At 43.4% G+C, this 15,056-nt stretch carries 12 protein-coding genes and 1 other RNA gene; 8 read left to right on the plus strand and 5 right to left on the minus strand.

All coding sequences use genetic code 11. The annotated features are described in order from the left end of the window. The first annotated feature begins 9 nt into the window (after window positions 1-9). Complete coding sequence (locus M9196_RS14795) at window positions 10-435, plus strand: phosphate-starvation-inducible protein PsiE (protein WP_250618303.1); 426 nt, start codon at window positions 10-12, stop codon at window positions 433-435. A 412-nt stretch (window positions 436-847) separates the two neighbouring features. Continuing rightward, window positions 848-3,544: a polysaccharide lyase 6 family protein gene (locus M9196_RS14800; protein WP_250618304.1), complete on the plus strand. Its 2,697-nt coding sequence runs from the start codon at window positions 848-850 to the stop codon at window positions 3,542-3,544. Window positions 3,545-3,936: 392 nt separating this feature from the next. On the opposite strand, the gene ssrA is transcribed toward M9196_RS14800, so the two are convergent. Continuing rightward, window positions 3,937-4,303, minus strand: a transfer-messenger RNA (tmRNA) gene (ssrA, locus tag M9196_RS14805). Between the two features lie 68 nt (window positions 4,304-4,371). Next, entirely contained in the window at window positions 4,372-4,857 is a 486-nt protein-coding gene (smpB, locus tag M9196_RS14810; protein ID WP_250618305.1) for an SsrA-binding protein SmpB, read from the minus strand. 175 nt (window positions 4,858-5,032) lie between these two features. On the opposite strand from smpB, the gene M9196_RS14815 reads away from it, so the two are divergent. Together M9196_RS14815 and M9196_RS14820 are read left to right on the plus strand one after the other, a co-directional pair. Then, window positions 5,033-5,461, plus strand: coding sequence for an SRPBCC family protein (locus M9196_RS14815; protein ID WP_250618306.1), 429 nt, complete (start codon window positions 5,033-5,035; stop codon window positions 5,459-5,461). Window position 5,462: 1 nt separating this feature from the next. Further along, the gene (locus tag M9196_RS14820; RefSeq protein ID WP_250618307.1) at window positions 5,463-5,771 is read left to right on the plus strand and encodes an RnfH family protein; all 309 of its coding nucleotides are present in this window, start codon (window positions 5,463-5,465) and stop codon (window positions 5,769-5,771) included. A gap of 54 nt (window positions 5,772-5,825) precedes the next feature. On the opposite strand, the gene bamE is transcribed toward M9196_RS14820, so the two are convergent. From bamE to nadK, 3 genes are all read right to left on the minus strand, one after another. Further along, a complete protein-coding gene (gene bamE / locus M9196_RS14825; RefSeq protein WP_250618308.1) occupies window positions 5,826-6,185 on the minus strand; it encodes an outer membrane protein assembly factor BamE in 360 nt (119 codons plus the stop codon). A 158-nt stretch (window positions 6,186-6,343) separates the two neighbouring features. Then, window positions 6,344-8,008, minus strand: a complete 1,665-nt coding sequence (recN, locus tag M9196_RS14830; protein ID WP_250618309.1) for a DNA repair protein RecN — start codon at window positions 8,006-8,008, stop codon at window positions 6,344-6,346. Window positions 8,009-8,184: 176 nt separating this feature from the next. Continuing rightward, window positions 8,185-9,069, minus strand: coding sequence for an NAD(+) kinase (gene nadK, locus M9196_RS14835; RefSeq protein WP_250618310.1), 885 nt, complete (start codon window positions 9,067-9,069; stop codon window positions 8,185-8,187). A 151-nt stretch (window positions 9,070-9,220) separates the two neighbouring features. Between nadK and grpE the strand changes: the two genes are divergently transcribed. The 4 genes from grpE to dnaJ all read left to right on the plus strand — a co-directional run bounded on the left by grpE (window position 9,221) and on the right by dnaJ (window position 15,020). Then, window positions 9,221-9,823 carry a nucleotide exchange factor GrpE gene (grpE, locus tag M9196_RS14840; protein WP_250618311.1) on the plus strand — a complete coding sequence of 201 codons (603 nt, stop codon included), beginning with the start codon at window positions 9,221-9,223 and terminating at the stop codon, window positions 9,821-9,823. Between the two features lie 276 nt (window positions 9,824-10,099). Further along, on the plus strand, window positions 10,100-11,374 hold the full coding sequence (locus tag M9196_RS14845; protein WP_250618312.1) for a dicarboxylate/amino acid:cation symporter: 1,275 nt from the start codon (window positions 10,100-10,102) through the stop codon (window positions 11,372-11,374). Window positions 11,375-11,651: 277 nt separating this feature from the next. Then, entirely contained in the window at window positions 11,652-13,559 is a 1,908-nt protein-coding gene (dnaK, locus tag M9196_RS14850; protein ID WP_250618313.1) for a molecular chaperone DnaK, read from the plus strand. A 324-nt stretch (window positions 13,560-13,883) separates the two neighbouring features. Continuing rightward, on the plus strand, window positions 13,884-15,020 hold the full coding sequence (gene dnaJ, locus M9196_RS14855) for a molecular chaperone DnaJ (RefSeq protein ID WP_250618314.1): 1,137 nt from the start codon (window positions 13,884-13,886) through the stop codon (window positions 15,018-15,020). Window positions 15,021-15,056: the final 36 nt, after the last annotated feature.

Genomic DNA, 15,056 nt, shown 5'->3' on the forward strand with positions numbered 1-15,056 from the left:
AGATTGATTATGCCTTCTCACTTACCGAAATCTTTTAGTAAACCTTTTCTAAAAGTCTTTCACGTCTTGGAAGCGGTGCTCTTAGTTGCCATCACGCTGGCGACCTTGTTTGCCATGATGGAAGAGTTTATGCACGTCTTTACTGAGCGTCGGGTTCAACTGACCGATATTCTATTGATGTTCATCTATCTTGAAGTTCTCGCTATGGTTCAGCAGTTTGTGGTGAACGGAAAAATCCCAGTCCGCTACCCAATTTACATCGCTATGATGGCAATCGCTCGTTATATAACCTTGGGTATGAAGGAGCTAGATGCCGTTTTAATTGTTTGGCTATCGGTAGCCGCCTTTATTTTAGCGGCCGCAACCTTATTGATTCGAGTCGGGCACCACTACTGGCCTTACGTGGATATTAGAACTAAAAAGCCGGATGAGTAAGGTGAACATGGCGTAGGTGTTGGAGATATAGCGGCGCTTAGTACTTACAAAATATAAGTAAACAAACATTTAATAAAAGGGCGGAAACTCAAAGAGTTATCGCCCTTTTGTATATTTGGTGAAGAAGGTGAACGTTGAGTCTTAACGGTCTATTTATCCGTGTTTTAAAGCAGTTGTTGCTAAAAATACCGGCGTTTACGTTATCGTAGAATTTTGGCTTCTGAATAACCTACGCTTTAGCAACATCACCGTTCAATAGGTGTGCCCCCTAGATTTGAATCACAGAATGAATGTGTAACCCTATCAATGTGTTTCATACCATACGGAAATGAGTAAAGAATCACAGAATAAACTCTCTTTATGTAAGATTGTATTACAAAACTACAATATGACATCTTTACATGGAGTGAATATGAAGTTGGGTAAACTGAGTTTTATGATCATAGCGACATTACTTGCGGGTTGTAATGGCGATTCTAATACCACAGGAGATAGCACATCTGGCGTCACGCCTCCGCTTGAACCTACGCCTCCGGGTGAAGTGACTGAAGGTGAAAATCATGACGTCATTGCCGATATTCTTCCTACCGCTATTTTATCCGTTCCAGATGTGGTTTGTAGCGAGATATTCACCTCTACTTCTGCGTTAGAAAGTGCAGTATCAAAAGAGATGTCGGCAGGCACTACGTTCTGCTTAGCTGACGGTATTTATAACGATCTAGACATTACCTTTGGTGGGGTTGGCACTGAAGACAATGTGATTAAAGTCGCAGCCCAAAACTCAGGGAAAGTGGCGATAACAGGTTCGGCAAAAATTATTATGGGTGGCAGTTACGTTCAGCTGCAAGGATTTGTTTTCAATGGTGCATCAAGCTCAAGTAGTAACTTGATCAGCACTCGTTTTGGTACAGGCGATCTTTGTCACCATTGTCGAATTACTGAAATTGCGATTATTGATGTGGATACTGATAAAGGCATTAGTTCAGATGATACGACGTCGGGAGAGTGGATTCATATCTATGGTAAAAACAACTGGTTGGATCATAGTATTTTGAGCGGTAAAACCACCGCATCGCCAATGATTTCATTCAACCGATGGGTAGATAGCAGCTGGGATGAAGCCACTAAGGTTGCGGAGCTAGCACAGGGTATTATTGTTTATAACAACTACATTGCGAACCGTGCTCCTGCTAAAGGACAAATGTATGCACAAAGTAGCGACAATAATTATGAGGCGATACGAACGGGACTAAGCGATACGCATCACTATGACGGTGATTCATTCATTGTTGGGAACCTTTTCGAGAATATTCAGGGTGAGGCGGAAATTGTTTCAAACAAAGGCACAAACAATACAATTAGCTTTAACACGATTCGCAATAGTTATGGTTCAGTCACGACTCGGCATGGTGGCGGTGCGACTATTAGTAATAACTTCTTCTTTGGACAAGATTACCCGTTGGCTGGTGGAATCCGTCTGGTTGATGGCGATCACACGGTCACTAACAATTACATAGAAGGCGCTCGCTACAAAGATACCACACATCATGGCGGTATTGTGATGATGGGGTCCGATGGTGCAGGTAATGGTGATAATGGGTACCAAGAATTTTCTAATGTTCATATTGCGCATAATACGATTGTAGATAGTGTCAACAGTCTGAATATCGACGGTGGCGGTAAATCATCAGCCCCTAAACAAGTGTTCCTTGCTAATAATTTAGTCGATCTGGCTATTGGCCCTGTATTGACTCAGTCGGCGCGAGGCTTTGATTCTTCTTCGCAGATCACGGGCAATATTATCTACGGGCAGGCTTTTGCAGATAGTGACAGTTTGCGAGTTGGTGAGCCTGGGTTTGAATTTGCCTCTGCAGCATTAGAAAAAGACCAATCCGGTGTTTATCGTCTATCGAATGATTCGCCTAACCTCGATGCAGTCAATGATTATGAGAAAGGAGAGTTTGAGGCAGTTTATATTGATTTAGACGGTCAAATTCGTGGTGAAACAACCCTCGTAGGAGCTGATGAGCCATTCTCTAGTGAAGCGATTTATGCTCCATTAGACTATGAGAATGTTGGCCCGGTTAACTATACGTTATCCAAACCAGTGGCCATCATGATTGAATCCCCTTTAAATAATGCTTCGTTTGACCAAGGTTTAGAGGGGTGGTCCTATCAAAACACCCAGTTAATCGAAGGTACAGACGCATTTTCACGCAACAGCAGTATTATGGTTGGTGCGAACAGTGAATTGTCACAAGCTGTGACGTTAACGGCCAATACCCGCTATAACGTATCTGCGTTTGTTAAGGGCGCTTATCGTATTTCAGTCGGTGATGACGTTACGTTAGAAGGACAAGCAAAAACAGATGAATATACGTGGATAAATAAAGAATTCGTTTCCCTTAGTGGTGGTAACGCTGATCTGACACTCAGTTTGCCCAATAGTGTCCAACTATTTGCCAATGTAATTGATCCTCAATTAGGGCTTTGGCGACAAAATTCAGGAAGCAGTGATGTCTGGATTACTTATGAAGGAAGTAGCGCTGGTAATGGTGATGTCGGAAGCTCTGGAGACAGTGCGTTTAATGACACTGAAGGGCAAAATGGTTCGGCAAGAATTCGTTATAAATCCAGTGAGCTATTTCATGATTTTGAATCAAAACCGGGGCTTAGTCAGGTTATCAGAGGTTTACCACTAAATACTGATATGACGGCATCAGTTTATTATTGTGATAATAAAGGCGATGGTTCACTTAGCACATTACATTTTGGATTACGCCAACCTGATGAAGGAGCAATAGAAGTAGATAGACGTGTCCATGTGAGTGCGCTTGATGATGCCAATATGGGGAGTGTTAAAAGCTGTTTTCGCCAGGTTACTATCGATTTTAATACCGATGATAATGACACGCTTGAATTGTTTGCTCTGATGGAGGTTAATACTGATGATTATACCAACGACCAGTTGATGGCACACGATCAATACAAGGACAATGGGTTTGAAGTGCGAGTAGATGAATTTTCAATAAGCTACTCTGGCGAACCAAGCGATGAACTTGTGGGATACTTGGATGAGATTAGACTTGTTAAACGCGTAGAGCGCTAAGCGAAAATCACCTCATTATATAACGTTAGATTTTATACAGCCCTTAGCGTTACATTGCGAGGGCTGTTTACGTGTGGTTCTAAAACAATTCGGAAAAAGTGCAGTTGTACTGATGAATGGTACTGAAGAATCTGGATCGCTTAGTTTCCCCGCCTTTTTGTGAGTGGCTGCTTTTTTAGGGGGCCCTAGTGCTGCAGATTAGAGTTGGTCAAAACGACTCGCCATATGTGCATCGAAGAATTAAGCAACCTGCGGAGTAAAGGACGGTTAGATAAGCTATGGCCTCAGTATGGAGAAACTCTAGTACCAAGCGTTAGTACAGAAGGTAACTTCCTGAATCTTTAAATAAAAAAAGGCGATAACTCAAAGAGTTATCGCCTTTTCCAAACGTTTGGTGGAGCTGGCGGGAGTTGAACCCGCGTCCAGAAATCATTCATCATTGGTACTACATGCTTAGTCGATCTTTAAATTCACCAAGTACCTGCGAACCGACACGCTAGTAAATGACTATCCTGAATTAAATTTCGAACTTCATCTCTCAGGCGGGAGAATCCGATCTAGCTAGTTTGGGTTTGACTCTTTGTTATTCCCCGTCTTACAAGCGGAAGCTAGGGCAAAGAGGCTCTCAGCAGGTTATTAAGCTGCTAGTGCGTAGTTTTCGTCGTTTGCGACTATTTTTTTGCGGCTTTTTACGTGGCCAACCGCCCCACGGCATGCACCTCAGACTTCAAAATTCCTGTCGAATCCTAAATCAGCCCCAAGTGTTATTTTTCATAGTACCAGAAAAGCTAAGCGTGTCTAGTAGTTGAAAGTTCAAGTGGTTAAGATTAGCGCAAGTTACTCTTCATAACTCGTGCTTTGTCTCTTGCCCAGTCTTTTTCTTTTAAGTCTTCGCGTTTATCGTGCAGCTTTTTACCTTTAGCAACGCCGACTTTGAGTTTCGCCCAAGAGCGAGACCAATATAAAGAGAGCGCCACTAACGTCATACCTTCGCGATTGACTCGGCCAATAAGGTTGTCGAGCTCTCGGCGGCGCAAAAGCAACTTACGCACGCGTGTTGGTTCGGCGACTATATGAGTAGAAGCTTGATTTAGCGGGAGAATAGACATACCACTGATGTAGGCTTGGCCATCGCGGATAAAGATGTAACTTTCAACGATGTTAGCTTTGCCCTGACGAAGTGATTTGACTTCCCAGCCCTGTAGCTCAATACCAGCTTCGATATCATCTTCAATGTGATATTCGTGGCGAGCCTTTTTGTTTTGCGCGATAGTGTTACTACCCGCTTTATTTTTTGAGTTCTTTTTTACCATAGTGACGCCATTATAAGGTGAGTCTGGAGTTTTAGGAAAGGCTTTTGTTTTCGATAGCTAAATGTATCATGAGTCGTTAGTGCTTTGATATATTTGTTGGGTTGAGTTGTCAACTTGAGCTAACTCGTAGAACTCAGTAGAATCACTGTTAGCTTTTTATTGTGAGATGTTTTTTATGCAACATGTGACGCGTTCGGCATTAGTAATGTTCAGTGCTGACCAGATGTTTAACTTGGTGAATGATGTAGCCAGTTATCCTGACTTTCTGCCTGGTTGTTCTGGATCTCGTGTAATTGAGTCTTCTGGTATGGAGATGGTGGCATCAGTGGATGTGTCGAAAGCGGGCATTAGTAAAACATTTACAACGGCGAACACTTTGGTTCAAGGGCGAGAAATACTGATGGAACTGGTCGATGGCCCATTCAAAATGTTGAAAGGGGTTTGGTCTTTTATTCCGCTTGATGACCAAGCATGTAAAGTCGAGCTCAAGCTTGAGTTTGAGTTTTCGAGTAAGATGATTGAGCTCGCGTTTGGTAAAATTTTCCATGATGTAACCAGTAACATGGTGAACTCATTTACCAAGCGTGCCAAAGAGGTGTATTAGTATGAACGTTGATCAACCGCTCATTCACGTCGAAGTGGTTTACGCCTTACCTGAAGAGCAACGTGTTTTTACTATTGTGGTTAACCATGAGCTCACTGTTGAAGAAATTATCGAGAAATCTGGCGTATTGGAGATTTACCCTGAAATTGACTTAAAGGTTAATAAGGTTGGGGTGTTTAGCCGTAACGTTAAGCTTGATGCAACGGTTAGGGATAAAGATAGAATAGAGATCTATCGACCGTTGTTAGCGGATCCAAAAGAAATCCGCCGCAAGCGTGCCGAGCAGGCTAAAGCGGCTAAATCATCATGATATCGTGGTATAAGAATCGATAATAAAAAAAGCTCGCGTTGCGAGCTTTTTTTATTAATTTAAGCTTTCGAAAAACTGGTCGCTGGCTTCGTAGTCACCAGAGATGTTAGTGAGTGTACCGGTAGCATCAAAATCGACAACAAGATTACGCTGAACCGAGTCATCATGCCCTTTGGTTGCATGGTAGATGTAGTACCACGTATTCGGATAACCATTTTCGATAAGCATCGGTGAGCCTAGAACAAAGCGAACCTGTTCTCTTGTCATGCCAAAACGTAGTTGATCAACGGCATTTTGTTCGACCAAATTACCTTGGTTGATATCAATACGGTAGACGATTTTTTCTATTACCGAACAGCCTGTCAGTAATGTTAAGGCGAGTGGTATTGCTGCCAACCACTTTTTTAATTGCATAGCGTCAATTTACAACTTTGATTTTTTAAACTGCAGAGATAATAAACAAGGATGAAGCAGATGTAAAAACATGTCTGCTTCATTATGTAAAAAGAGCGCTGATTTATGAGTTAGATTACAATCCTAACTGAAATCTATTGGTTGAGGGAACTAACTCCCTAGGCTGCAATCAATAGCTCTTTGGCGTTCGCGAGCGTTGATTCAGTAATCTGACTGCCACCGAGTAGTCGCGCAAGTTCACTAATTCGTTCGTTTTCGTTTAGAGCATGCATACTGGTTTCTGTTTTATTGCCTTTGGTGGTTTTAGTAACAAACAGCTGATGATGCCCGTGACCTGCGACTTGAGGCAAATGGGTGACACACAGAACTTGAGTGGATTCCCCCAATTTTCTTAGCATTTGCCCAACGACAGCCGCAGTCGGTCCACTAATACCGACATCTACTTCATCAAAAATAAGACTCGGTGTGTCCACTTTCTGCGCCGTAATAACCTGAATCGCTAATGATATTCGTGATAGTTCACCACCAGATGCAACTTTTGCGATGGGTTGCATTGGTTGACCTGGGTTAGTTGAGACCAAGAAGATGACGGTATCCATTCCTGTTGGTGAGGGGTGTTCTGGCTGAAAGCTCACATCAATCGCAAACTTAGCTTTGTCCATACTGAGCTCGTGCATACTTTGCGAGATGAGTTTATTGAGCTCTTTAGCGTAACGACCACGAGATTTGTTGAGTTTCTCGCATACGCGGACATAGCGCTCAAAAAGGGCACTGACGTCTTGTTCTTTCGCAGATATCGTTTCATCAGAACAATCGAGCTGTTCAATTTGATTGAGCAAGCTTTGATGATGTTGATAAAGCTCCTCTGGTAGTACGTGATGCTTACGAGCAAGGGACATGATTTTAGAAAAACGTGATTCTACGTACACCATACGTTGTGGGTCAACGTCCACTTTATCAAGGTAATCACGAAGCTCGGCGTTCACTTCCTCAATTTGTATCATAGCTTCTTCAAGCATTGCCGGTAATGGTGCAAGCGCAGTATCGAGCTCTGAGAGTTGAATCAGCTTACTGCTGGCGCTTTGCAGCAACGCTAGAGCATTGACGTCATCCCCTTCATAAATAATATCAATGGCTTGCTGGCATGAAGTCGCAAGTTCTCCACTGTTTGCTAAGCGCTTGTGCTCTTGTTCAAGCTCAGGGAACTCTTGTTCTTCAATTGCGAGCTCATTAAGTTCTTTAATCTGATACTCAAGTAGCTGCAATTGAGCTTGGTTATTGGCGCTGTTTTCTTTGAGCTTACGTAACGCAATATCGGCACTTCGCCAAGTTTGATAACTATTGCGGACTTGCTTTTGTAGGGTGGTATGTCCGGAATATTGGTCCAGCAATGAAAGTTGATAGTCTCCTTTCATCAGTTGGTGGTGGGCATGTTGCCCGTGGATGTTGATAAGCGTTTGTCCCAAAGATTTAAGTTGGGATAAAGGCACAGGGCTACCATTAATAAAAGCTCTAGAACGACCCTCTTTGGTAATGCTACGTCTTAAGATACATTCGCTACCATCATAAAGATCGTTGTCTTCTAACCATCGGGTGGCGTGGACATTATCATCAATCATGAAGGCGGCAGTGACTTCGGTTTTATCTTCGCCGTTGCGAACCGCACCGGCATCAGATCGTCCGCCCAAGCAGAGGCTCAGGGCATCAATCGCGATAGATTTACCTGCGCCAGTTTCTCCGGTAATGGTGGTCATTCCCGTACTGAGTTCTAACTGCAGAGATTTTACAATAGCAAAATTATTAACACTTAGATGAGACAGCATTTTCTTTACCTGTTTATATCAACATTACTGTATATAAGTTCAGTATATACTGTTTCTTTATACAGTAAAGGTGCTGTCTGTATTTTTTATGTGATCGGTCGCGAGTTGCTGAAAATACGATCAAAAAAGCCAGCAAAATATTGCTGGCTTAATAAGTGGGTAGTCAAACGTTTGATTTAAAACAATTTGCTAGACCAACCTAGCTTATTTCTCAGTACATGATAGTAGCTGTAGTCTTTTGGGTGAATCAGTTTCAAAACGTTAGGGCTTTGGAAAATATGTATCTCATCACCAGGAGAAACTGGCAGTGAAATTTGGCCGTCACAACTTACCTCTTGCGTACCACGGTTATCTGGCGAAACAATGAGTTTGATTCGACAATTACCGTCGACCACGAGTGGGCGGCTCGAAAGTGTATGAGGGAACATTGGCACTAAAGATATGGCATTCAGCTTTGCTGAAAGGATGGGTCCGCCGCCGGATAATGAATAAGCGGTTGATCCAGTTGGTGTCGCCACAATTAAGCCATCTGAACGCTGACTAAACGCAAACGTGTCGTCAATATAAACTTCAAACTCAATCATATGGGCGACTTGGCCCGGGTGAAGCACCGCTTCATTCAGGGCTGCGTTATGGCTTTTTATTTGCCCATGCCGGTGAATTTCGGTTTCAAGCAAGAAACGCTTCTCTTCGATGTACTCGCCTTGCAACACGGCCTCTAACGCCTGTTCAAAGCCTTCAGGATTGAGATCGGTAAGAAAGCCTAAATTGCCACGGTTGACACCGATGACCGCAACGTCAAAGCGTGATAGCACTCTTGCGGCACCAAGCATATTACCATCGCCACCAACGACGATAGCGAGATCCGCTTCGCGACCAATACGGACTAGGCTGAAAAAATGCTGTCTAGGAATATCGACAAGAATATCAATCAATCGGTCATCAATGAGGACGTTATAGCCTTTTGATGTAAGCCAATGAAACAATTCTTTGTGAGTCTGAATTGCTTTCTGTGCTCGGGGTTTACCTATGATGGCGATCACCTTAAAGGTGTTTTTCATATCACTTCCAAACTTTTAGTGCTTGAATCAAAAATCTTCATCCCCATAATATACCCAAAGTGTTTATATATGCAGTGTTTGGTACGAAATTAATCCAAGTTTCTGACTTGGCTACCATGCACTGACGTGAATCAAGTATTGCGGAGAGACCATGAGCAACGAAGAAAACAAAGTAAATCAAGAAGAACTGCATACGCAAGATGCAGAAATGCAAGATGCCGACGTGGTTGGTTCTGACGCTGATGTTGAGTGGAATGAAGAATCTGAGCAAGATATTCAAGAAGCGAAGATTGCTCAATTAGAAGCAGCATTGTTGTCTAGTGAAGCGAAAGTTAAAGAGCAGCAAGATTCTGTACTACGTGCAAAAGCTGAAATGGAAAACATGCGTCGTCGTACTGAACAAGAAATTGATAAAGCGCGTAAATTTGCTTTAAACAAATTCTCTGAAGAGTTATTACCAGTTATTGATAACCTAGAGCGCGCGATTGCGGCTGCAGATGTTGAAAATGAAGTAGTAAAACCTATCGTTGAAGGGGTCGAGATGACTCACAAAACACTGGTTGACGCGGTCGCGAAATTTGGCTTGAAGGAAATTAACCCTGAAGGCGAGACGTTTAATCCAGAACTTCACCAAGCGATGTCTATTCAAGAAAGCGCGGATCACGAAGCGAATACTGTGATGTTCGTCATGCAAAAAGGTTATGAACTAAATGGTCGAGTGATCAGACCTGCTATGGTTATGGTGTCAAAATAACCACTAGAGACGCCAGTCATAAGACGCGCGTATAAATCTAGATAGTTTATGTATTTCAAAGAAATGAAGCCAATTTGGCTTCATTTTTTTATGGCTGTAAATATCAATAACCATGTATCTATTAGGTTTTTATATTGTTTCATTAAGGTAACAGAATGTAAAATTAATGCTTTATTTTGAGCTTTAGATCTGTAAGATGCCCTGAGTTTTCTATTAATAAGAAAGCAAATAACTATAAAAACACAGGGAATCAACACAACATTCTGGAGTCTATGAATGAATAAACCACTATCCCAAAAGATCTTTATTGGTCTATTTTCCGGTCTATTGATCGGTACTGCAATTCAATATTTGTTCGCTGGTGTTAGTCTTTTTGACCAATACTTGCTTGGTTTCGCGGAAGGCGTTGGCGGTATGTTTGTATCGTTGATCAAGCTTCTAGTAGTACCACTAGTTTACGTCTCGATTGTTTGCGGTATTGTTGAATTAAAAGACATCAAATCCTTTGGCCGTTTAGGCGGTAAAACTTTTGCGCTTTACATTCTAAATACGGTAATAGCAATCACGTTTGCACTGACAGTTGGTATGATTGTTCAGCCAGGTGCGGGTGCAAACCTTGGTGGAACCGTTGCCGCAACGGTTGAGATTACGTCAACTACAACACCTGATATCTTTTCTTTGATTACCAACATTGTCCCAAGTAACCCATTCCAAGCGTTTGCTAATGGTGACATGCTACAAATAATCTTTATGGCTATTTTGACAGGTCTAGCCATTCAAGCGTTGGATAAGAAAGGTGGTCCTGCCATTCGTGCCTTCAAGATGGGCAACGATATCATGATGAAGCTAATTGGCTTGGTGATGAGCCTAGCACCTTATGGTGTATTCGCGCTTATGATTCAGCTAGGTGCAACGCTAGATGCGGGGACTTTGGCCTCGGTTGCTGGATACGTTGCGTTAGTTGTGGGTATCCTTATTCTATGGATATTCATTGTTTATCCAATCATGGTTGGTGCAACAACAAAAGTATCGCCTGCCCAGTTTATGCGTGCAACTCGTGAACAAGTGCTGTTCTCGCTATCTACGGCAAGTTCAAACGCGACTATCCCGGTAACAATGCGAACACTGACGGATAAAATTGGTGTTTCTAAGTCGGTGGCGGGTTTTGGTGTGCCGTTAGGCGCGACCATGAATATGGCTGGTGTTTCAATTTACATCGCGATCGCAACTATTTTCATTGCTAACGCGTTTGGTCAGCCAATCCAAATGGCAGACCTAGTCACGATGGGCTTTACTATCTTGCTGCTATCAATTGGCGCAGGCGGTGTACCTGGCGGTGGCGTTGTGATGATTGGTGTTCTACTTCATCAACTTGGTTTACCACCAGAAGGTCTTGCTATTGTTGCTGCTGTCGATCGTATTAATGATATGTTCTGTACCAGCTCGAATGTAGTGGGTGATACGGCAGTCAATACTATCGTTGCGCACTCTGAAGGTGAACTGGACTCGGAAGCGGTAAACGAAGCAGCACCCGTTCAAAGCCAAGCATAAGTGCTTAAATAAGAATAACACCTTAGATAAATACAACGTCGCGAAAGACGTCACAGGAAAAGCGACTTAAAAAACGGAGCCTTTGTGCTCCGTTTTCGTTTAAATGTGAAAAAAAAGCGATTTTTTTTGTCCTGTTCCCTTGAAAAGCGCGTTGCTGCCCTTATCTATGGTTCATACAGAAAACAAACCTTTTTTGAGTTAGTTTTCCAACTGGCTCTAAGGCCCCGAGTTGGGGCAATAGAAAGCGTAATAATAGAATTTATTCGGAGATAGTCTGATGGGTAAGATCATTGGTATTGATTTAGGTACTACTAACTCATGTGTTGCTGTTCTAGATGGCGACAAACCACGTATACTTGAAAACGCGGAAGGTGAACGCACAACCGCATCGGTTATTGCCTATACAGACGGTGAAACACTTGTAGGTCAACCTGCAAAACGTCAAGCAGTAACTAACCCAGAAAACACGCTATTTGCGATTAAGCGTCTGATCGGCCGTCGTTTTGAAGACGAAGAAGTTCAGCGTGATATCGAAATCATGCCTTACAAAATCGTTAAGGCTGACAACGGTGATGCATGGGTTGAAGCGAAAGGTCAACAAATGGCTGCGCCTCAAGTATCTGCTGAAATCCTGAAAAAAATGAAGAAAACAGCAGAAGACTTCCTAGGTGAAGAAGTGACTGGCGCAGTTATTACTGTTCCTGCTTACTTTAACGATGCACAGCGTCAAGCAACAAAAGATGCAGGCCGTATCGCAGGTCTTGAAGTTAAGCGTATCATCAACGAACCAACAGCGGCGGCACTTGCTTACGGTCTAGATAAAAAAGGCGGCGATCGCACTATCGCGGTTTATGACCTTGGTGGTGGTACATTTGATATCTCTATCATCGAAATCGATGAAGTTGAAGGCGAGAAAACATTTGAAGTACTAGCAACTAATGGTGACACACACCTTGGTGGTGAAGATTTCGATAACCGTCTAATCAACTACCTAGTTGAAGAATTCCAAAAAGAGCAAGGTATCAACCTTAAGAACGATCCTCTAGCAATGCAACGTGTTAAAGAAGCAGCAGAGAAAGCGAAAATTGAACTTTCTTCTACTTCTCAAACAGACGTAAACCTACCTTACGTAACTGCAGATGCAACGGGTCCTAAGCACATGAACGTTAAAGTGACGCGTGCGAAACTAGAATCTCTAGTTGAAGACCTAGTACAACGTTCTCTTGAGCCACTAAAAGTTGCTCTAGCAGATGCAGACCTATCGGTAAGCGACATCAACGATGTTATCCTAGTTGGTGGTCAAACTCGTATGCCTATGGTTCAAGCTAAGGTAACTGAGTTCTTCGGTAAAGAGCCACGTAAAGACGTAAACCCTGATGAAGCAGTAGCAATGGGTGCTGCAGTTCAAGGTGGTGTTCTTGCTGGTGACGTGAAAGACGTACTTCTTCTAGATGTAACGCCTCTTTCTCTAGGTATCGAAACAATGGGCGGCGTAATGACGAAGCTTGTTGAGAAGAACACAACGATCCCAACAAAAGCAAACCAAACGTTCTCTACAGCAGAAGACAACCAAAACGCGGTAACTATCCACGTTTTACAAGGTGAGCGTAAGCAAGCGACTTACAACAAGTCTCTGGGTCAATTCAACCTAGAAGGCATTCAAGCTGCACCTCGTGGCATGCCACAAATTGAAGTAACTTTCGACCTAGATGCGGATGGTATCCTACACGTATCTGCGAAAGATAAGTCAACGGGTAAAGAGCAAAAGATCACGATTCAAGCATCTGGTGGCCTAAGCGACGAAGATATCGAAGCAATGGTACAAGAAGCGGAAGCAAACAAAGAAGCGGACAAGAAGTTCGAAGAATTGGCTGCGGCACGTAACCAGGCTGACCAAATGATTCACGGTACTCGTAAGCAAGTGGAAGAAGCTGGTGAAGCTCTTCCAGCTGAAGAGAAAGAGAAGATTGAAGCGGCAATCGTTGAGCTAGAAACTGCGCGTAAAGGCGACGACAAAGAAGCCATTGATGCTAAAGTTCAAGCGCTAATGGCAGCGGCTCAAAAACTAATGGAAATGGCACAACAACAAGCACCAGGTGCTGATGCAGAAGCTGGTGAACAGCCTAAGCAAGAAGACGATGTTGTTGATGCTGAGTTCGAAGAAGTTAAAGACGAGAAAAAATAATTCTTGTTGCTAAGTCGTTCAGCCTTCATGTTGAAATGTGTATTTTGCAATGCAAACGATGCATTTTCGCTTCAAGGCTGAGTCTCTTAGTTTAAAGAATTCGATGTTTGGATTCTTGAAAAGTGATTTATGCGGGCGTTTAGGGTAACCTTCACGCCCGCATGTATGTGAACATTGTCATTCTAGATAAGGAAGTCACAATACCCTGCAGGACCCAGGACCCAGGACCCAGGACCCAGGACCCAGGACCCAAATCTTTATCTAGAATGATACAACCCAAAAACAGCGCTGGGCTGTTTGTCGAAGTAATTGGTACCAAGCAATATGTCAAAACGTGATTTTTACGAAGTATTAGGTGTAGGTCGTGATGCGTCTGAACGCGATATAAAGAAAACCTACAAACGTCTTGCAATGAAGTATCACCCGGATAGAAACCAGGGTGATGAATCGGCTGCGGATAAGTTTAAAGAAGTAAAAGAAGCGTACGAAATCCTTACCGACCCTCAGAAGAAGGCCGCGTACGATCAATATGGTCACGCAGCATTCGAACAAGGCGGTATGGGTGGCGGCGGATTTGGCGGCGGCGCTGGTGACTTCGGTGACATCTTTGGTGATGTATTCGGGGATATTTTTGGCGGTGGACGCCGCGGTCAGTCACGCGCTCAGCGTGGTTCAGATCTACGATACAACATGGAGCTTTCTTTAGAAGAAGCGGTACGTGGTGTATCAAAAGAAATTGAAGTCCCTACCTTGGTTGAATGTGAACCATGTGATGGTAGCGGTGCTAAGAAAGGCTCTTCGCCGCAAACGTGTGGCACTTGTCATGGTCACGGCCAAGTTCAGATGCGCCAAGGCTTCTTTGCTGTACAACAAACCTGTCCAACCTGTAATGGACAAGGCAAGATCATCAAAGACCCTTGTAACAGCTGTCATGGTCAAGGCCGTGTGCAAAAATCTAAAACACTGAATGTGAAGATCCCAGCAGGGGTTGATACCGGTGATCGCATTCGTCTTTCAGGTGAAGGTGAAGCGGGCGAGCAAGGTGCACCAGCGGGTGATCTTTATGTTCAAGTCCATGTTAAAGAGCACCATATCTTTGAACGTGAAGGTAACAACTTGTACTGTGAAGTGCCAGTGAGCTTTGCTCAAGCGGCATTAGGTGGTGAAGTGGAAGTTCCAACGTTGGATGGACGCGTTAACCTAAAAGTGCCAGAAGAGACTCAAACCAGCCGTATGTTCCGTATGCGTGGTAAAGGTGTTAAGGGCGTTCGTGGCGGTGGTGTTGGCGACTTGATCGTTAAGCTAGTCATTGAAACACCAGTGAAACTCAGTGCTCGTCAAAAAGAGCTACTACGCGAATTTGAAGACACCTGTGGTGGCGAGGCTGCAAACAAGCATCAGCCGAAATCTGAAGGTTTCTTTAATGGCGTCAAAAAATTCTTCGATGATCTAACCAGCTAAATTTTGTGGTCAGTGCATTATGAAAGCTCGCCTTGT

The sequence above is a fragment of the Vibrio methylphosphonaticus genome, from assembly GCF_023634655.1.
GTDB lineage: Bacteria > Pseudomonadota > Gammaproteobacteria > Enterobacterales > Vibrionaceae > Vibrio > Vibrio methylphosphonaticus.

Excerpts from the sequence above, each read along its gene's own strand:
- M9196_RS14795 (WP_250618303.1), top strand. The coding sequence starts at position 10 with ATGCCTTCTCACTTACCGAAATCTTTTAGTAAACCTTTTCTAAAAGTC.
- M9196_RS14800 (WP_250618304.1), top strand. The coding sequence starts at position 848 with ATGAAGTTGGGTAAACTGAGTTTTATGATCATAGCGACATTACTTGCG.
- smpB (WP_250618305.1), bottom strand. The coding sequence starts at position 4,857 with ATGGTAAAAAAGAACTCAAAAAATAAAGCGGGTAGTAACACTATCGCG.
- M9196_RS14815 (WP_250618306.1), top strand. The coding sequence starts at position 5,033 with ATGCAACATGTGACGCGTTCGGCATTAGTAATGTTCAGTGCTGACCAG.
- M9196_RS14820 (WP_250618307.1), top strand. The coding sequence starts at position 5,463 with ATGAACGTTGATCAACCGCTCATTCACGTCGAAGTGGTTTACGCCTTA.
- bamE (WP_250618308.1), bottom strand. The coding sequence starts at position 6,185 with ATGCAATTAAAAAAGTGGTTGGCAGCAATACCACTCGCCTTAACATTA.
- recN (WP_250618309.1), bottom strand. The coding sequence starts at position 8,008 with ATGCTGTCTCATCTAAGTGTTAATAATTTTGCTATTGTAAAATCTCTG.
- nadK (WP_250618310.1), bottom strand. The coding sequence starts at position 9,069 with ATGAAAAACACCTTTAAGGTGATCGCCATCATAGGTAAACCCCGAGCA.
- grpE (WP_250618311.1), top strand. The coding sequence starts at position 9,221 with ATGAGCAACGAAGAAAACAAAGTAAATCAAGAAGAACTGCATACGCAA.
- M9196_RS14845 (WP_250618312.1), top strand. The coding sequence starts at position 10,100 with ATGAATAAACCACTATCCCAAAAGATCTTTATTGGTCTATTTTCCGGT.
- dnaK (WP_250618313.1), top strand. The coding sequence starts at position 11,652 with ATGGGTAAGATCATTGGTATTGATTTAGGTACTACTAACTCATGTGTT.
- dnaJ (WP_250618314.1), top strand. The coding sequence starts at position 13,884 with ATGTCAAAACGTGATTTTTACGAAGTATTAGGTGTAGGTCGTGATGCG.